Raw genomic sequence first — 22753 nt, forward strand, 5'->3', positions numbered from 1 at the left:
GGTGGTGGGGAAGTTTTCATGAAAACTTCCCCACCACCACCGGTGGTGTCCGGCTGGCCGGCCAGCACGGGCCCCGCGTCGCCGGTGCCGGAAGCCATCAGCGGTGCCTGCTGGGACGGCGTTCCGCCCTGCAGGTCCAGCCGCACCGAGGGCGGCTGCGCGAGGGTGTCGAGCGCACCGATCCGGCCCTGCCAGGACGACCCGCAGTCGTAGCCGAACCACACGGTGCCCGCCGTGCGAGCCAGGTGCGTCGGGCAGGACTGCGCGCCCGTGCCGAAACGCTCCCTCTCCGAGGTGGAGCGTGACGGCAATCTCTTCACGCTCGATAATCGCAGGTTGGTCGCATTCCAAAGGGCAGGGGTCGAGGTCCCCTACCGGATGGCCACCAGCCGTGAGACTCAGCGAGAGTTCACCAAGAAGTTCAGCACCACCACGGAGGGAATCGGTATCCGGATTCGAGGAGTGGGCTGGCATGGACCTGAATGAGGCGGCTGAGAAGGTTCGGACGCGGCAGGACTTGGTGGAGTTTGTCGAGCTTCTCGCGAGGGAGGCCGACTCGTCCGGTGGTGAAGCCTGGGAGAACGCCACGCTTCCCAGGTATCTCGAAGCGCTCTCGGCGTGGGCTGCTGATCTTGACGGCTACTGCGCGAACACCGGACAGGAAGTTCCGTCTGAACCGAGTTGGCGCTTGCTCGCGGAAATGCTGCTGGCTGCGACCATCTACGAGTGAACATGCTGATCCGAAACCCAAAAGATCGGGTCCCCGCGCGCTGGGGGTGACGCGGGGACCCGATCCATTTGGGGGCGTCCGTACCGGTGCGCGGCATGGGGGGTGGCCGAACACCGGGTGTCGGACGGGGGGTTCGCGGCAGCGGAGCCAGGCCCGGGGTGGGACGTGCCCACCGCGAATCAGACTTCGCTGCGCGCGCGGGTCAAGCTGAGACGGCGAGCCACTTGGAGCGGCCGGCGTGCGTGGGGATCCAGCAGCCGTTGCCCTCCGCGCCGGTTTCCAGCAGTGGTTCCGGCATGTGCAGCAGCTCGTTGATCACGTCGTGCGCGGGTCCGTTGGTCCGCCACAGCACGCGGCTGGGGAACAGGACGTCGGGTTCGTCAGCGGGGATCCGCGCCGCGTCGGCGTCGTTCTCGCCGAAGAGCTGCAGGATGTCGAAAACCCCGTGATGCACCCGGATTCCGACCACGGCGACCAGGCTTCCGCTGGCATCTCGGGGATGCGTGAACTGGAAGTCGCGGGCGACCAGGGCTTGCAGGCCGTTGGTTATGTCGTTCATGGCGCCACCGTTGTTCGTCGTAGGGGCTCAGACCATGTGGCCGACCAGCTCAGACGATCAGATCGTCGAACTCGCCGTCCTTTGCTCCGTTCAGGAACGCTGCGATCTCGTCCCTGCTGTAGACCAGTGCCGGGCCCTCGGGGTAGCGCGAGTTTCTGACGGCGACCCCACCGTCGACCAACGGTGCCAGCTCCACGCAGTTACCCACCGCTCCACTGTGGCGACTCTTGCGCCAGCCAGCGTTGGGAAGCTGCTTCGCGGGCATGCCGTTCTGGATGTCCGTCATCCGAACCCCACCCTTCCCCGACTCTCACTTGCACCGACCATCTGCACGTGCAGTTGATCGTGCAGGGGAAGGTATCAGCTGCAGATGCACGATTGAATGCACGTGCACGGCACTGAGAGCGTGATCACACGCATGGGTGTAACGCAAAGGCGGCACTCGGTGCCGGAGATTCGGCGAACAGTCGCCGCGCGTCATCCGAACGGACGAACAACTGGGAAATTCCCGTTCGGGCTCAGAGTTCCCGGAGTCGGTCCTGCAGCATCTTGCGGGTTCCCTCCGGGGTCAGCGCGTCCACGGCGAGCCGGTGGCTGACCTTGCTGTAGATCTCGACTTCCTCGGCCTTGTCCAGGTAGAGCGCACCGCAGAGGTGCTCCAGGTAGACGATGTCCGGGATCTCCGGCTCGGCGAAACGCAGGATCGTGTAAGCACCTTCGGCGGCCGAGCGACCGAGAGCGAAGGGCAGCGCCTGCAAGGTCACGGTCGGCAGCTTCGTCGCGTCCAACAGGGACTCGATCTGCTCGCGCATCACGTTCTTGCCGCCGATCGGGCGGTGCAGCACGGACTCGTCGATCACCGCCCACACGCGCGGCGACTTGGGCTGGGCGAACATCCGCTGCCGCTGCATGCGCAGGCGGACCCGGCGGTCGACCTCTTCGTCCTCGGCTTCGGGACGACCCTGGGTGGCGACGGCCCGCGCGTAGCGCTCGGTCTGCAGCAGGCCCGGCACGAACTGGAGCTCGTAGGTCTGGATCCGGGACGCGGATTCCTCCAGACCGACGAAGTCCTGGAACCACGGGGCGATCAGGTCGTTGTAGCGGTTCCACCAGCCGGGCTCGTTCGACCGGCGCACCAGGTCCAAGAAGGACTCGCGCTCGGTGTTGTCGTCCACCCCGTACAGGCTCAGCAGGTCGGCGACGTCGCGTTCCTTGAAGCCGACGCGGCCGAGCTCCAGGCGGCTGATCTTCGACCCGGAACCGCGGATGGCGTAACCGGCGTCCTCGCGGGAGATCTGCCGGGACTCCCGCAACCTGCGCAGCTGGCTGCCCAACACGAGACGGCGGGCCGTGGGACCGCTTCCCGTGGCGCTGTCCGGGGCCACGCGAGACCTCCTGCGAAGGGGTTTTTGGACGTTCTCTCGTCCCGCTGTCGAAGCGACGCGGGTGAACGTTACGGAAGGGGATAGTAGTGGAATACCGTCGAAGGTCTAGCCGCTTCCCCGGTTCGGTGGAGGTCGCGCAGGTCAACTGGGTGAAATCTGCGCATTGTGGGGTGTTGGAATCCGCTGGTGCTGATATCGCCGAGTGGATCAGCGGTTGAAATCACTCGCGCAGGGCGCTCCGTTCGGGAAGTCCAGGTCGATAGGCTCTCGGGGTGCTGACTTTGTCAACGGTGAATGTGAACGGTTTGCGCGCGGCCGCGAAGAAGGGCTTCGTGGAGTGGCTCGCGGAAACCGGTGCGGACGTGATCTGCATGCAGGAGACCCGTGCCGAGGCCGACCAGCTCACCGCCGAGGTGCGCGATCCCGAGGGCTGGCACGCGGCGCTGGCCCCGAGCTCCGCGAAGGGGCGCGCGGGCGTCGCGATCTACAGCCGCGCGGAGCCGGAGGCGGTCCGCGTCGGGTTCGGGTCGGCCGAGTTCGACGACAGCGGCCGCTACCTGGAGATCGACCTCCCGGGCGTCACGATCGCCAGCCTCTACCTGCCCAGCGGTGAAGTCGGCACGCCGCGCCAGGACGAGAAGGAGCGCTTCATGAAGGAGTTCGGCGAACACCTCGCCGGCCTCCGCGAGCGCGCCGCCTCCGCAGGCCGCGAGGTCGTGGTGTGCGGTGACTGGAACATCGCCCACCGCGAAGCCGACCTGAAGAACTGGAAGGCCAACCAGAAGTCGGCCGGTTTCCTCCCCGAGGAGCGGGCGTGGCTCACCGACGTCTTCGAATCCGGCTACACCGACGTCGTCCGAAGCCTCCACCCCGAAGGCCCCGGCCCCTACTCCTGGTGGTCCTACCGGGGAAAGGCCTTCGACAACGACTCCGGCTGGCGGATCGACTACCAGGTCGCCACCCCCGGCCTCGCCGAACGAGCCACCGACGCGGTCGTCGAACGCGCCCCCAGCTACGACCAGCGCTGGTCCGACCACGCCCCGGTGACGGTCACCTACGACCTCTGAGGCACGACGCCGGTTTCGTGCGTTCCAGGGGGTGGGGAAGTTTTCATGAAAACTTCCCCACCTCCTACCCGCGATTCACAGGTACGGCGAGGTGATGATTTCCAGGCCGTGGCCCGCGGGGTCCTTGAAGTAGACGCCGCGACCTCCGTGGTTGTGGTTGATCCGGCCCGGTTCGGCGCCGTGCGGGTCGGCCCAGTGCTCGATGGCGCGCTCCCGAATTCGCGCGTAGGCGCGGTCGAAGAGGCCGTCGTCGACCAGGAACGCGTAGTGCTGCATCTGGATTTCGTCCACCGGTGGTTCGGCGAATTGCAGCAGCACTCCTCCGTCGAGCTGGATGTTGGTGAACACGCCCCACGACGGGGCTTCCGGAACCTCCAGGAGTTCCCGGTAGAACCGCGCGGATTCTTCGCGATCCTTCGCGGCGATGATGGTGTGGTTGAACGTGATGCTCACAGATCTCTCCTCAGCGGACTGCGGTGCTCAGTCGTGGAGGAGCGCGGGCTGAAATGGTGTCGGCGCGCTCGTTCGCCGTCTTTCGAGACGGGTGCGGAGAAGATCACCCCCCTCCCGAATGAGAGGGGGTCGGGCGCGAGGCCCGCAGAGCGGTCAGCGCTCTACCGGGTTGCCAATCCGTGCGTGGCGTGTCGCCGTCCCGATAATCACCGAATCAAACTAGACGGAACAACACGCTGACCGCAAGGCTCTTCGTCAACGCTTCCGGTAGGTGAGGTGCACGACGCCGCTGGTGAACGGTTTCGCTTCGGCGAGCTGGAAGTGCTCCGGGGCGAAGTCGCCGTCGAACAGGGGAATTCCGGTGCCGGCGATCACCGGGTGCAGCTTGATGATCAATTCATCGATCTCGGGTCGCAGCGCTGCTGCGAGCTTTCCGCCGCCGCACAACCAGATTCCCGATCCCGGCTCGCGCTTGAGCTCGCGGACCTTCTCCAGCGGATCCGTCGAGACGAATTCCACGGTCGGGTCGGGGGATTCGGTGATGCTGCGGGAGAACACGATGCTGCGCAGGTGCCGGTAGGCGTTGGTGATGCCCTCCCGCATGCCGATGTCCCAACTCCCGCGCCCCTGCAGCACCGTGTCGAAGTGCTTGTTGGGCACCTCGTCGAGACCGAACATCGGCCGGATGTGCGTGGGCAGCAGTTCCGGGAACTCCGCGCGCAGGAAATCCCCGTGATCGCCCTCGTGGAGGAAGAAGTCGGGGTTGTCGTTCGCCGGACCGGTGATGCGGCCGTCGATCGTCGACGCGATCATGTACGTCATTCTTCGCAAAGCGGCCCCCTCGTGGTCCTCGGTGACTGTAGCGGCACGGCGATGAGTTCGGCGGTTCTTTTTCGTCAACCTCTCCGAGAGCCCGTTGTCGAGGAGGACTGCGTTGATCGATCTGACACCCGCCTGCCGCGAGTTCGCCGCCCTGCTGAGCACCGTGACCGACGACCAGCTCGACCTGCCGACCCCGTGCTCCGAGTACGACGTCGGCGAGGTCATCGCGCACGTCGACGAGGCCGCGCAGGGCTTCACGGCCCTGGCCTCGGCGAGACCGGGTCCCGGCGATGCCCGCTCGCACGTTCTGGAGCTGGGCCGGGCGTGGTCGTCCCCGGCCGCGTGGGGAGGCGAGACCGCAGCGGGCGGAGTGCTGCTGCGCAACGAGGTCTGGGGCCGCATCGCGCTCACCGAGGTCGTCGTCCACGGCTGGGACCTGGCGCAGGCCACCGGAACGCCGCTTCACCTCACCGACGACACCCTGCGGGCGTGCTGGGCGCACGTGCGGGTGTTCGTCCCCAGCGCTCCGCTGCCGGAGCTGTGGGGACCCCCGGTCGAGGTCGCCGACGACGCGCCGCTGCTGGACCGGATCGTCGCCATGACCGGACGTGATCCCGGGGTCAGCGGGCGATGTGCTCGTTGAGGGGGACGTCCGGGTCCTGCAGGGCTTGGCGGTCGACGGTGGCGCCCGAGGTGATCAGGGTCTTGATCTGCTCGGTGACGTCCCAGATGTTGACGTTCATGCCGGCCAGCACCTTGCCCTCGGCGAGCCAGAAGGCGATGAACTCGCGGGCCTCGACGTCACCGCGGAACAGCACCTCGTCGTACTCGTCGGGATCGACGTGGCCGAGGTACTCCATGCCCAGGTCGTACTGGTCGGTGAAGAAGTACGGCAGCTCCGAGTAGGTGAGGTCGCCGCCGAGCATCGAGGACACCGCGACCGCCGGCTGGTTGAGCGCGTTGGCCCAGTGCTCGACGCGGATCTGCTTGCCCAGCAGCGGGTGGAACGCGTTGGCGACATCGCCCGCCGCGACGATGTTCGGGTCGCCGCTGCGCAGCGTCGCGTCGACCAGCACACCGTTGGAGACGCGCAGCTTCGCTTCGGCGGCCAGGTCGACGTCGGGGTCGACGCCCACCGCGATCAGCACCGCCTGAGCGTCGATCTCCAGACCGTCGGTCAGCCTCACCCCGGTGACCTTCCCGGACGGCGCGAGGATCTCGTCCACGGCGGTCGTGAAGCGGAACGACACGCCTCTGTCGCGGTGCAGCGCGGCGAAGACCTCGGCGACCTCCCGGCCCAGCACGCGCAGCAGCGGCAGCTCGGCGGTCTCGACCACCGTCACGCCGACCCCGGCCTGGCGCGCAGCGGAGGCCACCTCCAAGCCGATCCAGCCCGCGCCCACCACCACCAGGTTCTCGATGCCGGTCAGGGCCTGCTTGATGCGGTCGGAATCGCCCACCTGGCGCAGGTGCAGAACGCCCTCGGCGTCGTGGCCGGGTACCGGGATGGAACGCGGGCGGGCACCGGTGGCCAGCATCAGCTTGTCGAAGTCCAGCTGGGTCCCGTCGGCGAGCTCGACCTGGCGCAGCGAGCGGTCGATCCGTCGCGCCTTGGTGTCCAGGCGCAGGTCGACGCGGTTGTCGGCGTACCAGTTCTCGGGGTGCACGTACGCGGCGTCGAACTCGGCGCTGCCCATCAGGTACTCCTTGGACAGCGGTGGTCGCTCGTAGGGCCGGTGCGACTCGTCGCCCAGCAGCGTGATCCGCCCGTCGAACCCCTGGTCGCGCAGCGCCTCGGCGCCCTTCGCGCCGGCCATGCCTGCGCCGATGATCACGAAACTCTCCGAATCTCCCACCCCCGAAGCGTCCTGCCGCCACGGGAACCGGGCAACCGGAACCGAGCTCTCTCACCTCCGGGGAACGCGCGCTCGCGTCCCTCACCCGGGTGGGAAGAGCGAAACCGCAGGACTCGTGCGCACGAGTCCTGCGGTTTCGCCGGTGGGATTACTTCGTCACCGCGTCCAGGGCGTCGATGAGGCCTGCGCCGTAGAAGCCGGCCCCGGTCGGGCCGCCCGCGCACACGGCGTCGACGACGCCGTCCCCGTCCCCGTCGTAGTCCTTCGGGCACGGCAGCGGATCCGCCTGGTTGCTCAGCGCGCCGATGACCTGCTGCGAGGTCCACTCCGGGTGCGTGCTGCGCAGCAGGGCGGCGACGCCCGCGGCGTGCGGGCCCGCCATGGAGGTGCCCTGCATCCAGCCCCAGCCACCGCCGGGAACGCTGGAGAGGATCCGGCCGTTGGCCGACGGAGTCTGCGGGATCTGCCGCGCGTCACCGCCGGGAGCGGTCACCGCGATCGAACCGAGCCCGTAGTTGGAGTAGTACGACTTGACCGCGTTGACCCCGACGGCCGACACGGGCACGACGCCGGGCAGCTCGCCCGGCAGAACGTGGCAGTCCGGTCCGGTGTGGCGGTCCTGGGTGGGCCCGCCGTTGTTCGGGCTGTCGGTGTCGTGGATCGGCTGGGACAGGTCCCAGTTGCTATTGCCCGCGGAGACGACGTTGACCACGTCGTGGCCTTCGGCGTAGGCGACGGCCCGGCGGACCGCTTCGGCGGCGGCCTTCTGGTCCGGGTCGCTGTCGCACCACAGGTACCAGGGGTCGACGAAGTAGGAGTTGTTGGTGACGTCGAAGTCGTGCTCGGCGGCCCAGATGAACCCGCAGATCGCGTACTCGGGGTAGATGAACCCGCCGTCGTCGATCACCCGCACCGAGGCCAGCGTGACGTTGGGGGCCACGCCGGCGACACCGACGCCGTTGCGCGCGGCGGCGATGGTGCCCGAGACGTGCGTCCCGTGGTCCTGCGTCGGGTCCTGCGGCTGCCAGGCTTCCTGGTTCTGGTCCGGGATGCCCTCGTTGACGCAGCTCACCGACCGCGACGCGTCGAGGTTCGGCGCGAGGTCGGGGTGCGTGGGGTCGATGCCGTAGTCCAGCACGCCGACGGTGGTGTCCTTGCTGCCCTGCGAGACCGCGTGGGCCTGGTCGGCCTTGATCTGCGGCAGGTCCCACTGCTCGGCTTCCAGCGGCTCCCGGCCCTCAGCGGCGAGGGCGGGCGACTCGTTCGCGGTGCCTTCCAGCGTTTCGAGCTGCGTCGACTGCGCGGGCGGCAGCTGCTCGGCGAGGTTGCGGCTCGCACCCGCCTGCTCGACCCCCGGCTGCCCGCGGACCGCTCCGGCGAAGGCCGGATCCGGCGAGGTGGCGACGACGACGCCGATCTGCGGCCAGCTCTGCACGACGGCGCCGCCGACCGCGCGCACCGATTCCTCGGTCTGCGCGAGCCCGTCGCCGACGGGTCCGACGACCACGAAGTGCAGCGGAACGGTCGAGGAAGCCGGTGCTTCCGGCGCCGAGCCCAGCAGTCCGGCGGGTAACAGGAGCGTCAGGGCGAGAGCCGAACCTGCGATCCGCAGCGAACGACCTCTCCTACTTCTGCGTGACAACTTGTCCCTCCCAGGGAGACGAAGAATGGTTCACCCAGTGATATTCGTCCGGATTTTGCGCCTGATTCGGGGATAGTCGGTAGGTCTCAATGGAGTAATTCGGTAGCCGAAAGTGAGGGACTCGGCACGCAGATGACGGCTGGGCAACAACTTCGGGCCGACTTAGAGTCGTCAGGTGTCGGTTGCAGATTTGAATGTCACCCCGCCGGAACGAACCCCGAGCTCATCGGCGATGCGGCGCGCTCTGCGCCGCGCCACCGACGGCGTGTCGCTCGACGCCGCCGAAGCCGCGGTCCTGCTGCACGCGCGCGGCGACGACCTGGACGTGCTGCTGACCGCGGCCGGGAAGGCGCGTGACGCGCACCTGGTCGCCGAAGGGCATCCGGGCGTCGTCACCTACAGCCGCAACGTGTTCATCCCGCTGACCAGGCTGTGCCGGGACCGTTGCCACTACTGCACTTTCGCCACCGTCCCGCACAAGGTGGAATCGGCCTTCCTGGAGCGCGACGAGGTCCTGGAGATCGCTCGCCAGGGAGCCGCCGCCGGGTGCAAGGAAGCCCTGTTCACCCTCGGGGACCGGCCGGAGGAGCGCTGGCCCGCGGCCCGCGAATGGCTCGAAGCGCGCGGCTACTCCTCCACGGTGGACTACGTCCGCTCGTGCGCGATCGCGGTGCTGGAGGAGACCGGCCTCCTGCCGCACCTGAACCCGGGAGTGCTGTCCTGGTCGGAGCTGACCAGGCTCAAGCCCGTCGCGGCCAGCATGGGCATGATGCTGGAGACGACCTCGGAGCGGCTCTGGAGCGAGAAGGGCGGCCCGCACTTCGGCAGCCCGGACAAGGAACCGGCCGTCCGCAAGCGCGTGCTGACCGACGCCGGTCGCGTCGCGGTGCCGTTCACCAGCGGAATCCTCATCGGCATCGGCGAAACCCGCACAGAGCGCGCCGAATCGCTGCTGGAGCTGCGGCAGTCCGCGCGCCAGTACGGGCACATCCAGGAAATCATCGTGCAGAACTTCCGGGCCAAGCCGGACACCGCGATGCGCGGGATGCCGGATGCCGACCTGGAGGAGCTGGCCGCGACGATCGCCGTGGCCCGGCTGCTGATGCCCTCGGGCGTGAGCGTGCAGGCGCCGCCGAACCTGGTGGGTGACGAGCACCGCCTGATGCTGCGCGCCGGGATCGACGACTGGGGCGGCGTGTCCCCGGTGACTCCGGACCACGTCAACCCCGAACGCCCGTGGCCGCAGGTCACCGAGCTCGACGAGCTCACCGGCACGGCCGGTTTCCAGCTGCGCGAACGGCTCACCGCCTACCCGCGCTACGTGCGCAAGGGCCTGGCGGGCGACAGCACGCAGTGGCTGGACCTGCGGGTCGCCTCGCACGTCGACGCGCTCTCGGACGACGACGGCTTCGCCGACCCGGACGCCGAGATCGCCGGGCGCGAGTGGCAGGAGCCCGACGGCGGCTTCGAGTCGATCGGCCGGACCGACCTGCACCGCAGCATCGACACCGACGGGCGCACGGAGGACCGCCGCACCGACTTCGACACCGTCTACGGCGACTGGGACGAGCTGCGCGGCCAGGTCCCGTCGGTGGCGACCCCGGAACGCCTGGACGCCGACGTCAAGGAGGGCCTGCGGCTGGCGGATTCGGACCCGGCGTCGTTGCTGGAGGAACAGCACCACGCGGCCGCGATGGCGTTGATGACCTGCGAGGGGCCGGCGATGGACGAGCTCGCCGGCATCGCCGACCGGCTGCGTCGCGAGGTCGTCGGCGACGACATCACCTACGTGGTCAACCGCAACATCAACTTCTCCAACATCTGCTACGTGGGCTGTCGCTTCTGCGCCTTCGCCCAGCGCGAGCGGGACGCCGACGCCTACCGGCTCTCGCCGGAGGACGTCGCCGACCGCGCCGACGAGGCGTGGCGGGCCGGCGCCACCGAGGTGTGCGTGCAGGGCGGCATCGACCCGAGGCTGCCGGTGTCCGGCTACGCCGACCTGGTGCGCGCCGTGCGGGCGAGGGTGCCGGAGATGCACGTCCACGCCTTCAGCCCGATGGAGATCGTCAGCGCATCGGCGAAGGCGGGCGTGACCGTCGAGGACTGGCTCGCCGAGCTCAAGGAAGCGGGTCTGGGCAGCATCCCGGGCACGGCCGCCGAGATCCTCGACGACGAGGTCCGCTGGGTGCTGACCAAGGGCAAGTTGCCCGCGGCGGAGTGGATCGAGGTCGTCAGCACCGCGCACCGGCTGGGCATCCCGTCCTCGTCGACGATGATGTACGGCCACGTCGACCACCCGGAGCACTGGTTGGGGCACCTGCGCACGCTGGCCGGGGTGCAGGATCGGGCCCGCGAGCACGGGCAGGCCGGCTTCACCGAGTTCGTGCCGCTGCCGTTCGTGCACCGCAACGCCCCGATCTACCTGGCGGGCCTGGCGCGGCCGGGGCCGACGCAGCGGGACAACCGGGCGGTGCACGCGATGGCCCGGATCCTGCTGCACGGGCGGATCGACAACGTGCAGACCTCGTGGGTGAAGCTCGGCGACTCGGGCACCACGGAGGTCCTCAACGGCGGCGCCAACGACGTCGGCGGCACGCTGATGGAGGAGACGATCAGCCGGATGGCCGGATCGGAGCACGGTTCGGAGCGCAGCGTCGAGGAGTTGCACGAGCTCGCGTCCCGAGCGGGCCGCACCGCGCGGCAACGCACTACGACGTATGGGCGAACGGGTCAGGTGCAGCTCGGCGTCAGTGCAGTGTGAGGACCTGATTACTCCGTTTGAGTGTTATTCAGGTCACCAGGTGACGCTTGGTGGGGCCGACTGACCGTCGGCTCCACCGCCCACCTGCGAAGTTCGTGATCAACTCCCCCCGGGAAGTCGCTCGGTTCCGGAAAATATGATCACCCTGTCGTGGTTGGTTTACGCAAGGCAACCGCGATCGCAACGGGTGGTCGGTACTGTCCGCCACCGGACCACACGAGTAGAGGGCCCCGAAGGGGTCAACTTCCGCAGGGAGGCACGCTCTTGCGTAGCCGAATATCTCGCGTGATCAGGCGAGTGGCCGCACCCGGCGCCCTCGTGGCGGCGCTGATGCCGGTCACGACGGGTCTCGCCGAAGCTCAGTCCGAAGCGGTCATCGTCGCCGCGCCGGCGGTCGACTCGCTCGGCTCCGTCGGACTCAGCGCAGTCGTCCTCGGCGTCGCCGGAATGGTCGTCGGCGTCTTCCGCAAGAAGAAGATCCAGCCGGAGAACCAGCGCAAGGGGTGAGCCCGGTCCCGAGGGTGGGGCGGCGCTTGCGAGAATCGGCTCCGTGAGCAGCGACAGCCCCGCAACCCAGACCAGTGAGCAGCCCGAGGCCCGGCCTCGCGTCCTGTCCGGCATCCAGCCGACGGCCGACTCGTTCCACCTCGGCAACTACCTCGGCGCCCTGCGGGAATGGGTCACCATGCAGGACACCTACGAGTGCTTCTACAGCGTCGTCGACCTGCACGCGATCACCGTCGAGCAGGACCCGGAACTGCTCCGCAAGCGCACCCGGGTCTCCGCGGCCCAGCTGCTCGCCCTCGGCATCGACCCCGACCGCTCGGCCCTGTTCGTGCAGAGCCACGTTCCCGAGCACGCGCAGCTGTCCTGGGTCCTGGAGTGCATGGCCGGGTTCGGCGAAGCCGGCCGGATGACCCAGTTCAAGGACAAGTCGTCCCGCCAGGAGGCCGACCACGTCAGCGTCGGGCTGTTCACCTACCCGGTGCTGCAGGCCGCGGACATCCTCGTCTACCAGGCCGACGCCGTCCCGGTCGGCGAGGACCAGCGCCAGCACCTGGAGCTGACCCGCAACCTCGCGCAGCGCTTCAACTCGCGCTTCGGCAAGACCTTCACCGTTCCGGCGGCGCACATCCCCAAGGACACCGCCAAGATCTACGACCTGCAGGACCCGACCGCCAAGATGAGCAAGTCGGTGCCCAGCGGCGTGATCGAGCTGATGGAGGACCCGAAGCGCTCGGCGAAGAAGATCCGCTCCGCCGTCACCGACGCCGGCCGCGAGATCCGCTACGACGCCGACGAGAAGCCCGGCGTCTCCAACCTGCTGTCGATCTACTCCGCGCTGACCGGCCAGACCATCGCCGAGCTCGAAACCGCCTACGAGGGACGCGGGTACGGCGACCTGAAGAAGGAGCTCGGCCAGGTCGTGGTCGACTTCGTGACGCCGCTGCAGGAGAAGGTCAACTCCTACCTCGATGACCCGGCCGAGCTGGACAAGGTCCTGCACCGGGGCGCGGAGAAGGCCCGCGAGGTCTCCTCGCAGACCCTGAAGGCGGTGTTCGAACGGGTGGGTTTCCTGTCTCCGTTGCGCTGAGGTGATCAACTGCGGGTAGCCTGCCACCGTTCGGGGGAGTGCCGTTGGGTGGGAGGTGCACCATGACGGGTCAACAGGAGCAACCGGGCCGTCTGGGCGAGTTGCGGCAGCGGCACGAATGGCTCGACAGGCTGATCCGGGCCGCCGGCCGCTACCAGCAGCAGTACGGCGACTACTACGCGGCGGCGATCACCTACTTCAGCGTGCTGGCCCTCGTGCCGCTGCTGATGATCGCCTTCGCGGTGGCCGGTTTCGTGCTCAGCGGCAACCCCGAGCTGCTGACGAACCTGAAGAACTCGATCACCTCCGCGGTTCCGAGCCCCGCGATGAGCGACATGCTCAACCGCGTCGTCGACCAGGCGATCAAGCAGGCGGGCGCGGTCGGGATCATCGGTCTGCTCACCGCCCTGTACTCCGGTCTGGGCTGGATGACGAACCTGCGCGAGGCGCTGACCGCGCAGTGGACCCAGATCTCGGAACCGCAGCCGATGCTCAAGCGGATGGGCTCGGACCTGGCGTCGCTGCTCGGCCTCGGGTTGGCGATGGCGCTGTCGTTCGGCATCAGCGCGCTGGGCGGCGGCGTCGGCCGCCTGCTGCTGGACGCGGCCGGGTTCGAGCGCAGCGTCCTCGCGGGCGTCCTGCTACGCGTGCTGTCGATCCTGCTGTCGCTGCTGGCCGGGTGGCTGGTGTTCACCTGGGTGCTGGCGCGGTTGCCGCGCAAGCCGGTGACGTTGCGCAGCGCCGTGTGGGGCGCGCTGTTCGCGGCCCTGGGCTTCGAGGTCCTCAAGCAGGTCGGCGTGATCTACCTGAACTCGGTCACGAACTCGCCCGCCGGTGCCGCGTTCGGCCCGATCCTCGGTCTGCTGGTGTTCGCGAACCTGATCTCGCGCTTCATCCTGTTCGTGACCGCCTGGACCGCGTCGTCCGCCGAGAACCGCGAATCCGATGCGGTTCCGGCGCCCGGGCCGGCCATCATCCGCCCGGCGGTGCGGGTCCGCCGCGGCGCGGGAGCGCGCACCGCGGCGGGCATGCTCGGCGTCGGAGCCCTCGCGGGCTGGCTGCTGCGCCGATCACGGGGATCCCGCCGCGGCTGAACCGCTCGATCAGGGGTGCTCGGCGCTCTCGGCCGACGCCTGCCGCCGGGCTTGGGCGAGCTGCGCCCGGCGCCTGCGCAGGAGCACGGCCGTGGCCACCGCGACGAGCGCGATCGCGAGCAGGATCAGCGGCCCGGTGATCGTGCCGAAGAACGACGAGTCCTGGACGCCGACCCCCTGCGTTGCCGGGGGCACACCGGCCCGAGCGGCCGGGGCGGCGGCCTCCGGGGCGCGCGGCGAGGTCGTCACCAGCTCACCCACCGAGGTGCCCGGGGGCAGCGAGAACCCGTGGTCGAGCAGGGCCATGGCCTGGTGCGACAGCCGCACCGGGGTGTTCTCGCCGCGCATCATCACCGCCACCAGGCGGCGGCCGTCGCGCTGCGCGGAGCCGATGAAGGTGTGCCGGGCGTCGTCGGTGAAACCGGTCTTGCCCCCGAGTCCGCCGGGGTAGTTGCGCAAGACCTGGTTGTCGCTCCACAGCTCGAACGGCGGCTGACCGGGCGCGCCGGGCAGCAGCATCATCGGGGTGGCGATGGCGTTGGCGAAGGCGGGTTCGCGCATCGCCAGCCGGAAGATCGTGGCCAGGTCGTACGCGGAGGTGCTCATCCCGGGACCGTCCAGACCGGACGGTGTGGCGGCGCGGGTGTCCAGCGCACCGATCTCGGTGGCCAGGTGGTTCATCTTCTCCAGCGTCGCCGGGACGCCGCCCATCTTCATGGCCAGCGCGTGCGCGGCGTCGTTGCCGGAGCCCATCAGCATCGCCTGGAACACGTCGCCGACGCGGTAGGTCATCCCGGGCAGCAGGCCGATGCGGGTGCCCTCCTGATTGGCGTCCTCCTGGGTGGCGACCAGGGTGTCGTCGAGCTTGAGCTCGCGCAGCGCGGTCAGCGCGGTGAGCACCTTGATGGTGGAGGCCGGGCGCTGCCGGGCGTGGGCGTCCTTGGCGGCCAGGATCTCGCCGGAGTCCAGGTCCGCCAGGACCCAGCCCGCGGCGGAGGCGGCGACGTCCGGTGGCGGTCCGGGCCGGTCCGGCGCGGTCAGCAGCGCGCAGTCGGCGATCCGGTCACCGCCCACCGGAGTCTCGGGCACCGGGACCGGGGCCGGTGCGGGCTGGCCGGGTGCGGGCACCTCGGAGGTGTCGACCGCGGGCGGCGGTGCTTCCGCGTTGGGGCAGGCGGGTGGCTGCGCAGCGGCGGGCGCGGCGGTCAGCAGCGGCAGGGCGACGAGCATCGCCGCGAAAACCGGCCAAAACGGTGGTTTCGCACGGGATTTCGCCGGGAGGTGAGAACGCGGAGGCACACGGAAGAGGTTAACGGGTCGGCTCCATGAACGTTCCCCGGTCGCCGGGACCCCGGGAGGCCGGGTGAGCCCGGCAACAGCGGATACTCGGGAACGTGACGATTTCTCGCCGAGTTGCGCTGTTCCTGCTGGCCTTCGGGGTCTGGTCCTACTTCCTGTGGCCGACGTTCATGCGCAACATCTGGAACAGCGACCGATCCTGGGCGCAGGGCAGCCCCACGGCCTACCTGATCGTCCACCTGGTCATCGCCGTGGTGTCCCTCGTCCTGGGCACCCTCATCGGAATCCTCGGCTGGAAGGCCTACCGAGCTACCCGCCCCTGACCAGCCTCTTTCTGGGTCTGGAGTGTGGGTGTGGGTGTGGGTGTGGGGGAAGTTTTCATGAAAACTTCCCCCACACCCACAGGCGGCCTGAAACGCCGGGCGACACCCCACCCGCACCGCGCCCGGGTGTGTCTTACTAGGTCAGAGGGCCTCAGCGGAGTGGAACTCAAATTCGCGCGAAATTGAGTCCCCTAGTTCGGACTCAAATTCGCGCGAAATTGAGAATGGTCTGAGCGTGACAACGGCGCCCGCCCCTGTTCGGGGTGGGCGCCGTTGCGTGGGTGTCGCGTCAGCGGCGGCGGAACATCAGGGCGCGCTTGACCTCCTGGATCGCCTTGGTGACCTGGATGCCACGCGGGCAGGCGTCCGTGCAGTTGAAGGTCGTGCGGCAGCGCCACACGCCGTCGACGTCGTTGAGGATGTCCAGGCGCTCCTCAGCGGCTTCGTCGCGGCTGTCGAAGATGAACCGGTGCGCGTTGACGATCGCGGCCGGACCGAAGTAGTTGCCGTCCGACCAGTACACCGGGCACGACGTGGTGCACGCCGCGCACAGGATGCACTTGGTGGTGTCGTCGAAGCGCTCCCGCTCGGCGACCGACTGGATCCGCTCGCGGGTCGGTTCGTTGCCGGTCGTCTTCAGGTACGGCTGCACCGCGCGGTAGGCCTCGAAGAACGGCTCCATGTCGACGATCAGGTCCTTCTCCAGCGGGAGGCCCTTGATCGGCTCGATGGTCAGCGTCGTCTCACCGCTGGAGTTGAGCATGTCCTTCATCAGGACCTTGCAGGCCAGCCGGTTGACGCCGTTGATCCGCATCGCGTCCGAGCCGCACACGCCGTGCGCGCACGACCGGCGGAACGTGAGCGTTCCGTCGACGTACCACTTGATGTAGTGCAGCAGGTTGAGCACGCGGTCCGACGGCAGCGACGGGATCCGGTACGACTCCCAGTGCGGCTCGTCGTCCTGCTCCGGGTTGTAGCGGAGCAGCTTGACCGTGACCATCACCGCGTCGTCCGGGATCGGCGGTGCGTCATCGGGCAGGGGCGTGGCGTTCTTCTCTGTGGTGGCGGCAGTCATCAGTACTTACGCTCCATCGGCTGGTACCGGGTGACGGTGACCGGCTTGTAGTCCAGGCGGATGTCGGCCTGGAACCCGGTCAACCCGAGCGGCGCGTTCGGATCTTCGGACTCGGGCAGCACCTTGTACTGCATGCTGTGCCGCATGAAGTTGGTGTCGTCCCGGGAGGTGTAGTCCTCGCGCGCGTGACCGCCGCGGGACTCCTTGCGGGCCAGGGCCGCGTTGACCAAGGCCTCGGCCAGGTCGAGCAGGAAGCCCAGCTCGATGGCCTCCAGCAGGTCGGAGTTGTACCGCTTGCCCTTGTCGTGCACGGCGATCCGGCCGTAGCGCTCCTTGAGCGCCTGCACGTCCGACAGCGCCGTCTTCAGCGTCTCCTCGGTGCGGTACACCGAGGCGTTGGCGTCCATCGTCTGCTGCAGCTCGGTGCGGATGGTCGCGACCCGCTCGCCACCGGTGTTGGTGCGCAGGTGGTCGACCATGCCCTCGACCAGCTTGGTCGGCTCCTCCGGCGTTTCCACGAACTCGTGGGAGTGCGCGTACTCGGCGGCGGCGATGCCGGAGCGGCGGCCGAAGACGTTGATGTCCAGCAGCGAGTTGGTGCCCAGGCGGTTGGAGCCGTGCACCGAGACGCAGGCGCACTCGCCGGCGGCGTAGAGACCGGGAACCACGGTCTCGTTGTCGCGGAGCACCTCGCCCTGCACGTTGGTGGGGATGCCGCCCATCGCGTAGTGCGCGGTCGGGTAGACCGGCACCGGCTCCTCGGTCGGCTCCACGCCCAGGTAGGTGCGGGAGAACTCCATGATGTCCGGGAGCTTGGACATCAGCAGCTCTTCACCGAGGTGGGTGACGTCGAGCAGCACGTAGTCCTTGTTCGGGCCCGCGCCGCGGCCTTCCAGCACCTCCAGGGCCATCGACCGGGCGACGATGTCGCGCGGCGCGAGGTCCTTGATCGTCGGAGCGTAGCGCTCCATGAAGCGCTCGCCGTCGGCGTTGCGCAGGATGCCGCCCTCACCCCGGACGCCCTCGGTGATGAGGATGCCCAGACCGGCGAGACCGGTCGGGTGGAACTGGTAGAACTCCATGTCCTCCAGCGGCAGGCCCTTGCGGTAGACGATGCCCATGCCGTCACCGGTGAGGGTGTGCGCGTTGGAGGTCGTCTTGAAGACCTTGCCGAAGCCGCCGGTGGCGAACACGACGGACTTGGCCTGGAAGACGTGGATCTCGCCGGTGGCCAGCTCGTAGGCGATGGCGCCGGTGCAGACCTCCTGGCCGTTCGCGTCCTCGCTCATCATCACGTCGAGGACGTAGAACTCGTTGTAGAACTCCACGCCGTGCTTGACGCAGTTCTGGTAGAGCGTCTGCAGGATCATGTGGCCGGTGCGGTCCGCGGCGTAGCAGGCCCGGCGGACCGGGGCCTTGCCGTGGTCGCGGGTGTGGCCACCGAAGCGGCGCTGGTCGATCTTGCCCTCGGGGGTCCGGTTGAACGGCAGACCCATCTTCTCGAGGTCCAGGACCGCGTCGATGGCTTCCTTGGCCATGATCTCCGCGGCGTCCTGGTCGACCAGGTAGTCACCACCCTTGATCGTGTCGAAGGTGTGCCACTCCCAGTTGTCCTCTTCGACGTTGGCCAACGCCGCGCACATGCCGCCCTGGGCGGCACCCGTGTGCGAACGGGTGGGGTAGAGCTTGGTCAGCACGGCGGTCCGGGCACGCTGGCCGGACTCGATCGCCGCGCGCATCCCGGCGCCACCGGCGCCGACGATGACCACGTCGTACTTGTGGAATTGCATGGTCGCCTCCTCGGGCTGTGGCGGGGACCCGCGATCGGCAGCAGCCTCGCCACGCTGTGGTCTCTGCGGCGCTAGCCGATGTTCGGGTCGAAGGTGAAGATCACGAAGCTGCCCAGACCCACGGTCAGCAGGACGGAGACGTACAGCAGCATCTTCAGCCAGAAGCGCGTGCCGTCTTTGCGGGAGTAGTCGTTGATGACGGTACGAAGCCCGTTGCCGCCGTGCAGGCCGGCCAGCCAGAGCATCGTCAGGTCCCACATCTGCCAGAACGGGGAGGCCCAGCGACCCGCCACGAAGGCGAAGTTGATCTTGTGGACGCCGCCGTCCAGGAACAGCATGATCAGAACGTGGCCCAGCACCAGGAACAGCAGGACCACACCGGACAGGCGCATGAACAACCAGGCGTAGAGCTCGAAGTTGTTGCGGCGCGCTGCGGGGCGGCTCGGGGTGCGCGGCTTCTCCACGGCGAGAGGTGCGTCGGTGACGGACATTGGCGCTTAACCCCCGAAGATTTCCGTGACGGCGCGGGTGAGCATGCTGATCGCGGCCGGGACCATCAGGACCAGCCACAGCACGAGCACGGTCCACAGCATCGGCTTCTGGTACTGGGTGCCCTTGGACCAGAAGTCGACCAGCATGACTCGGATGCCGTTGAACGCGTGGAAGAGCACTGCGGCCAGCAACCCGAGTTCGAACAGGATCATCAGTGGGTGCTTGTAGGTCTCGATGACCGTGTCGTACGCGTTGGGCGACACCCGGACGAGCGCCGTGTCCAGGACGTGCACGAACAAGAAGAAGAAGGTGAGCACGCCCGTGATCCGGTGCGCGACCCACGACCACATGCCCAGATCGCCGCGGTAGAGGCGTCCCTTGGCGCGCACGGGTTCCGCGCGCGTGGGAGCGTCGGCCGCGGAGGCGGTGGTGCTGGCCATGGTGGAAGGCCTCCAACCTCGCTGGTGGACTGGCGGCCCCGCGTTCGGGAACAGGGGCGGCCGGCCCCGAGTTGCAGTTGGTCCCAAGCGATGTTGGGTGCACGCCCGTCACCGGCCACGAACTGGGGCCTTGACGAATTGGATGCTAGACCCGAGGAATCGTCGGGGCCTACTCGCCCGAGCCGTCTGTGATCGACCAGACAAGCCGACGGGACCTGTTAATCGAGTAAGAAATCATTTCGTGACACGCGACCGATGCCCATGCGGCAGCGTCAACCCTTAATTTCGAGAGTCACGTCACCGGCTGACGTGCACCGCGCGCGGAACGAAGATCCACTCGAAAGTGGATCAGGAGTTCAACGCCGCCGAGCCCCGCTGATCCGGGGTCGCGGCCGGGGGAGCGCGGTGGCCTCGAACGAAAGGGGAACGGCATGCGGCGAACGCCGACAGAGGGACGGCGCTCGGGTGCCGGCATACGACGCAGGAGCGTCGCGACGGCCGCGTTGCTGCTCAGCGGCGCCATGGTGCTGGCGGGCTGCGCGAAGGACACCGGCGGTGGCGGGAGCAGCGCCGGTGGGGGGACGGGGCCGTGCCAGCTGAGCGCGCCGCCCGCGGGAGCCGCCGCAGCGCCCAGCACGACGGCCCAGCAGCTACCGCCGCCCAACGCCAGCGCGCTGCGCGTCGGTGTGGCCTTCGACATCGGGGGACGCGGGGACGCCTCGTTCAACGACGCCTCGGTGGCGGGCCTGGACCGCGCCAAGGCCGAGATGGGCCTGGGCGAGACCAAGGAGCTCGACGCCGGAGCGGGCGAGCCCGAGGACGCCAAGCAGACCCGGCTGCGCCAGCTCGCGCGCGAGGGCTTCAACCCGGTCATCGCCGTCGGCTACGCCTACGCGGACGCCATCAAGATCGTCGCCCCGGAGTTCCCCGGGACCAAGTTCGCCATCATCGACGAGCAGGTCGACGGCTTGCCGAACGTCACGCCGCTGGTCTTCGCCGAGGAGCAGGGTTCCTTCCTGGCCGGCGTGGTGGCCGCGCACAAGTCGAAGAACTGCCACGTCGGGTTCGTCGGCGGTGTGCAGACGCCGCTGATCCAGAAGTTCGAGGCCGGTTTCGAGGCGGGAGCGAAGGCCGCGGCCCCGGACATCGAGATCGAGGAGAAGTACCTCACCCCGGCCGGGGACTTCAGCGGCTTCCAGGACCCCAACAAGGGCTCCGAGGTCGCCACCGGTCAGCTGGAAGCGGGCGCCGACGTGCTCTACCACGCGGCGGGTGCCTCCGGTAAGGGCGTGTTCGGCGCGGTCAAGGGCGCGGGTGCCCAGGCCATCGGGGTCGACTCCGATCAGTACAACCAGCCGACCGTGGCCGAGTACAAGGACGTCATCATCAGCTCGATGCTCAAGCGCATCGACATGGCGGTCTACGACTACATCGCCGCCGTCGCGCGCAACGACCTGAGCACGGTGCCGAAGAAGTTCGACGTCGCCATCGACGGGGTCACCTACTCCACCTCGGGCGGCAAGATCGACGACCTCAAGCCCACGTTGGACGCCTACAAGGCCGCGATCGCCAACGGCCAGATCCAGGTACCGGACAAGCCCTGATCCACGGCGGCCTCCGGCCTGAGCAGTGATGATGAAGGGCACCTCGCTCCCACCGCGCGTGCGTGCGAGGTGCCCTTCCTCGTCGTCACTCCCGGTTGGCGGTTTCGCGCCAAGACGGCCGGTCCTGGACCGAAACCGTCCATTGTTGAGCGTCCATCTGCTTCGCTGCCGGTGGAGACAAGCCCTGGAGCACCATGAACACCTCTGCCGAGCCGGAATCCGGTGGCCCGCCGGCCGTCGAGCTGACCGGCATCACCAAGACCTTCCCCGGCGTCGTGGCCAATTCCGACGTCAACCTGACCGTGCGCGCCGGCGAGGTGCACGCGCTGTGCGGTGAGAACGGGGCGGGCAAGTCGACCCTGATGAAGATCCTCTACGGGATGCAGGCGCCGGACTCGGGCACCATCCGGGTGCACGGCGACGAGATCGCCTTCCGCACCCCGGCCGAGGCCATCAAGGCCGGGATCGGCATGGTCCACCAGCACTTCATGCTGGCCGACAACCTGACGGTGCTGGAGAACGTCGTCCTCGGCGCGGAGCGCGAGCACGGCATCGGCGCCAAGGCCCGCCGCCGGGTGCTGGAGCTGGCCGAGCAGGCCGGTTTCGAGCTGCGGCTGGACGTGCTGGTCGAGAGCCTGGGCGTCGCCGAGCGGCAGCGCATCGAGATCCTCAAGGTCCTCTACCGCGGCGCGCGGATCATCATCCTCGACGAGCCGACGGCGGTGCTGGTGCCGCAGGAGGTCGACGAGCTGTTCACGACCCTGCGCACCATGCGGGAGCGGGGTTTCACGTTCTTGTTCATCTCGCACAAGCTCGACGAGGTGCGCAGCATCGCCGACACGATCACCGTGCTGCGGCGCGGTACGACCGTCGGCAGCGTGGGTGCGTCCGAAGTGACCAGTCGTGCGCTGGCCGAGATGATGGTGGGCAGCGAGCTCCCGGTCCCCGAGCGCGGTCCGTCCACGGTGACCGATCGCGAAGTGCTCGTGGTGGAGGGGCTTTCGGCCGTCGAGTCGCAGCGCCCGGTGCTCGACGAGATCGACCTGTCCGTGCGCGCCGGTGAGGTCGTGGGCATCGCCGGTGTCGAGGGCAACGGCCAGACCGAGCTGGTCGAGGCCATCATGGGCATGCGCCCGATCGACTCCGGGCGGATCAGGGTGGGCGATCAGGACATCACCTCGCTCGGCACGCTCGCCCGCCGCGAGGCCGGGATCGGCTACGTCCCCGAGGACCGGCACCGGCAGGGCCTGCTGCTGGACGAGTCGCTGTGGCAGAACCGGATCCTCGGGCATCAGACGCGACGACCGGTCGCCCGCGGCCGGTGGCTGGACCGGCAGGGCGCCAAGGACGACACCCGCCGCATCGTCGAGCAGTTCGACGTGCGCACCCCGGGCATCGACGTCGACGCCGCCGCGCTGTCCGGCGGGAACCAGCAGAAGCTCATCATCGGCCGGGAGCTCTCGGGCGAGCCGCGGCTGCTCATCGCCGCGCACCCCACGCGTGGGGTGGACGTCGGCGCGCAGTCGGGGATCTGGGAGCACCTGCGCGACGCCAGGGCCGAAGGGCTCGCGGTGCTGCTGATCTCGGCCGATCTCGACGAACTCATCGGTCTGTCCGACACGATCCGGGTCATGTTCCGGGGGCGCCTGGTCGCCACCGCCGACCCGCGCTCGGTGACGCCGGAGCAGCTGGGCGCTGCCATGACGGGAACCCAGGAGGCGGTGTGAGGCACACTTCTGTTCCTTCTCGCAGCGCCGACCGGGGCGC

23 protein-coding genes are annotated in these 22753 nt (G+C 68.7%); 11 read left to right on the forward strand and 12 right to left on the reverse strand.

The genetic code is table 11. The features are described 5' to 3' along the window. Positions 1-18 precede the first annotated feature (18 nt). Positions 19-213 (forward strand): hypothetical protein, encoded by a 195-nt coding sequence (locus ACYVF3_RS16270; RefSeq protein ID WP_461155074.1) that lies wholly within the window; start codon positions 19-21, stop codon positions 211-213. Between the two features lie 259 nt (positions 214-472). Next, positions 473-730, forward strand: coding sequence for a DUF7660 family protein (locus tag ACYVF3_RS16275; protein WP_461155075.1), 258 nt, complete (start codon positions 473-475; stop codon positions 728-730). Positions 731-932: 202 nt separating this feature from the next. Here ACYVF3_RS16275 and ACYVF3_RS16280 read toward each other — a convergent pair whose 3' ends face one another. From ACYVF3_RS16280 to ACYVF3_RS16290, 3 genes are all read right to left on the reverse strand, one after another. Then, entirely contained in the window at positions 933-1289 is a 357-nt protein-coding gene (locus ACYVF3_RS16280; protein WP_145744215.1) for a hypothetical protein, read from the reverse strand. Positions 1290-1338: 49 nt separating this feature from the next. Further along, positions 1339-1575 (reverse strand): DUF397 domain-containing protein, encoded by a 237-nt coding sequence (locus ACYVF3_RS16285; protein ID WP_461155076.1) that lies wholly within the window; start codon positions 1573-1575, stop codon positions 1339-1341. A gap of 232 nt (positions 1576-1807) precedes the next feature. Next, positions 1808-2674: a helix-turn-helix domain-containing protein gene (locus ACYVF3_RS16290; RefSeq protein WP_461155077.1), complete on the reverse strand. Its 867-nt coding sequence runs from the start codon at positions 2672-2674 to the stop codon at positions 1808-1810. A 272-nt stretch (positions 2675-2946) separates the two neighbouring features. Between ACYVF3_RS16290 and ACYVF3_RS16295 the strand changes: the two genes are divergently transcribed. Next, positions 2947-3741: an exodeoxyribonuclease III gene (locus ACYVF3_RS16295; RefSeq protein ID WP_461155078.1), complete on the forward strand. Its 795-nt coding sequence runs from the start codon at positions 2947-2949 to the stop codon at positions 3739-3741. A 75-nt stretch (positions 3742-3816) separates the two neighbouring features. On the opposite strand, the gene ACYVF3_RS16300 is transcribed toward ACYVF3_RS16295, so the two are convergent. After that, on the reverse strand, positions 3817-4194 hold the full coding sequence (locus ACYVF3_RS16300; protein WP_461155079.1) for a VOC family protein: 378 nt from the start codon (positions 4192-4194) through the stop codon (positions 3817-3819). A gap of 255 nt (positions 4195-4449) precedes the next feature. Continuing rightward, positions 4450-5025, reverse strand: coding sequence for a dihydrofolate reductase family protein (locus ACYVF3_RS16305; RefSeq protein WP_461155080.1), 576 nt, complete (start codon positions 5023-5025; stop codon positions 4450-4452). 103 nt (positions 5026-5128) lie between these two features. On the opposite strand from ACYVF3_RS16305, the gene ACYVF3_RS16310 reads away from it, so the two are divergent. Then, on the forward strand, positions 5129-5659 hold the full coding sequence (locus ACYVF3_RS16310) for a TIGR03086 family metal-binding protein (protein ID WP_461155081.1): 531 nt from the start codon (positions 5129-5131) through the stop codon (positions 5657-5659). On the opposite strand, the gene ACYVF3_RS16315 is transcribed toward ACYVF3_RS16310, so the two are convergent. Together ACYVF3_RS16315 and ACYVF3_RS16320 are read right to left on the reverse strand one after the other, a co-directional pair. Beyond that, the gene (locus ACYVF3_RS16315) at positions 5637-6851 is read right to left on the reverse strand and encodes an NAD(P)/FAD-dependent oxidoreductase (protein ID WP_461155082.1); all 1215 of its coding nucleotides are present in this window, start codon (positions 6849-6851) and stop codon (positions 5637-5639) included. The genes ACYVF3_RS16310 and ACYVF3_RS16315 overlap by 23 nt on opposite strands. Before the next feature lie 169 nt (positions 6852-7020). Next, positions 7021-8514 carry a S8 family peptidase gene (locus tag ACYVF3_RS16320; protein ID WP_461155083.1) on the reverse strand — a complete coding sequence of 498 codons (1494 nt, stop codon included), beginning with the start codon at positions 8512-8514 and terminating at the stop codon, positions 7021-7023. Between the two features lie 232 nt (positions 8515-8746). Here ACYVF3_RS16320 and ACYVF3_RS16325 point away from each other — a divergent pair, with 232 nt between their 5' ends. The 4 genes from ACYVF3_RS16325 to yhjD all read left to right on the forward strand — a co-directional run bounded on the left by ACYVF3_RS16325 (position 8747) and on the right by yhjD (position 13963). Further along, positions 8747-11275, forward strand: a complete 2529-nt coding sequence (locus ACYVF3_RS16325) for a bifunctional FO biosynthesis protein CofGH (RefSeq protein WP_461155346.1) — start codon at positions 8747-8749, stop codon at positions 11273-11275. A gap of 285 nt (positions 11276-11560) precedes the next feature. Beyond that, on the forward strand, positions 11561-11782 hold the full coding sequence (locus ACYVF3_RS16330; RefSeq protein ID WP_461155084.1) for a hypothetical protein: 222 nt from the start codon (positions 11561-11563) through the stop codon (positions 11780-11782). A gap of 43 nt (positions 11783-11825) precedes the next feature. Next, the gene (gene trpS / locus ACYVF3_RS16335) at positions 11826-12869 is read left to right on the forward strand and encodes a tryptophan--tRNA ligase (RefSeq protein ID WP_461155085.1); all 1044 of its coding nucleotides are present in this window, start codon (positions 11826-11828) and stop codon (positions 12867-12869) included. 62 nt (positions 12870-12931) lie between these two features. Then, the gene (yhjD, locus tag ACYVF3_RS16340) at positions 12932-13963 is read left to right on the forward strand and encodes an inner membrane protein YhjD (protein ID WP_461155086.1); all 1032 of its coding nucleotides are present in this window, start codon (positions 12932-12934) and stop codon (positions 13961-13963) included. A gap of 9 nt (positions 13964-13972) precedes the next feature. Here yhjD and ACYVF3_RS16345 read toward each other — a convergent pair whose 3' ends face one another. After that, positions 13973-15193 carry a D-alanyl-D-alanine carboxypeptidase family protein gene (locus ACYVF3_RS16345; protein WP_461155087.1) on the reverse strand — a complete coding sequence of 407 codons (1221 nt, stop codon included), beginning with the start codon at positions 15191-15193 and terminating at the stop codon, positions 13973-13975. A gap of 164 nt (positions 15194-15357) precedes the next feature. On the opposite strand from ACYVF3_RS16345, the gene ACYVF3_RS16350 reads away from it, so the two are divergent. Next, positions 15358-15585, forward strand: coding sequence for an SCO4848 family membrane protein (locus tag ACYVF3_RS16350; RefSeq protein WP_461155088.1), 228 nt, complete (start codon positions 15358-15360; stop codon positions 15583-15585). Positions 15586-15874: 289 nt separating this feature from the next. Here the strand turns inward: ACYVF3_RS16350 and ACYVF3_RS16355 are convergent, their stop codons facing one another. The 4 genes from ACYVF3_RS16355 to sdhC all read right to left on the reverse strand — a co-directional run bounded on the left by ACYVF3_RS16355 (position 15875) and on the right by sdhC (position 19382). Then, entirely contained in the window at positions 15875-16585 is a 711-nt protein-coding gene (locus ACYVF3_RS16355; RefSeq protein WP_461155347.1) for a succinate dehydrogenase iron-sulfur subunit, read from the reverse strand. Between the two features lie 74 nt (positions 16586-16659). After that, the gene (gene sdhA / locus ACYVF3_RS16360) at positions 16660-18450 is read right to left on the reverse strand and encodes a succinate dehydrogenase flavoprotein subunit (protein WP_461155089.1); all 1791 of its coding nucleotides are present in this window, start codon (positions 18448-18450) and stop codon (positions 16660-16662) included. Between the two features lie 71 nt (positions 18451-18521). Further along, positions 18522-18941 (reverse strand): succinate dehydrogenase hydrophobic membrane anchor subunit, encoded by a 420-nt coding sequence (locus ACYVF3_RS16365; protein WP_461155090.1) that lies wholly within the window; start codon positions 18939-18941, stop codon positions 18522-18524. 6 nt (positions 18942-18947) lie between these two features. Continuing rightward, on the reverse strand, positions 18948-19382 hold the full coding sequence (gene sdhC, locus ACYVF3_RS16370) for a succinate dehydrogenase, cytochrome b556 subunit (RefSeq protein ID WP_145744175.1): 435 nt from the start codon (positions 19380-19382) through the stop codon (positions 18948-18950). Between the two features lie 431 nt (positions 19383-19813). On the opposite strand from sdhC, the gene ACYVF3_RS16375 reads away from it, so the two are divergent. Together ACYVF3_RS16375 and ACYVF3_RS16380 are read left to right on the forward strand one after the other, a co-directional pair. Then, positions 19814-20986 carry a BMP family lipoprotein gene (locus ACYVF3_RS16375; RefSeq protein WP_461155091.1) on the forward strand — a complete coding sequence of 391 codons (1173 nt, stop codon included), beginning with the start codon at positions 19814-19816 and terminating at the stop codon, positions 20984-20986. Between the two features lie 194 nt (positions 20987-21180). Beyond that, positions 21181-22713 carry an ABC transporter ATP-binding protein gene (locus tag ACYVF3_RS16380; RefSeq protein ID WP_461155092.1) on the forward strand — a complete coding sequence of 511 codons (1533 nt, stop codon included), beginning with the start codon at positions 21181-21183 and terminating at the stop codon, positions 22711-22713. Positions 22714-22753 lie beyond the last annotated feature (40 nt).

Source organism: Saccharopolyspora tripterygii, assembly GCF_054778355.1.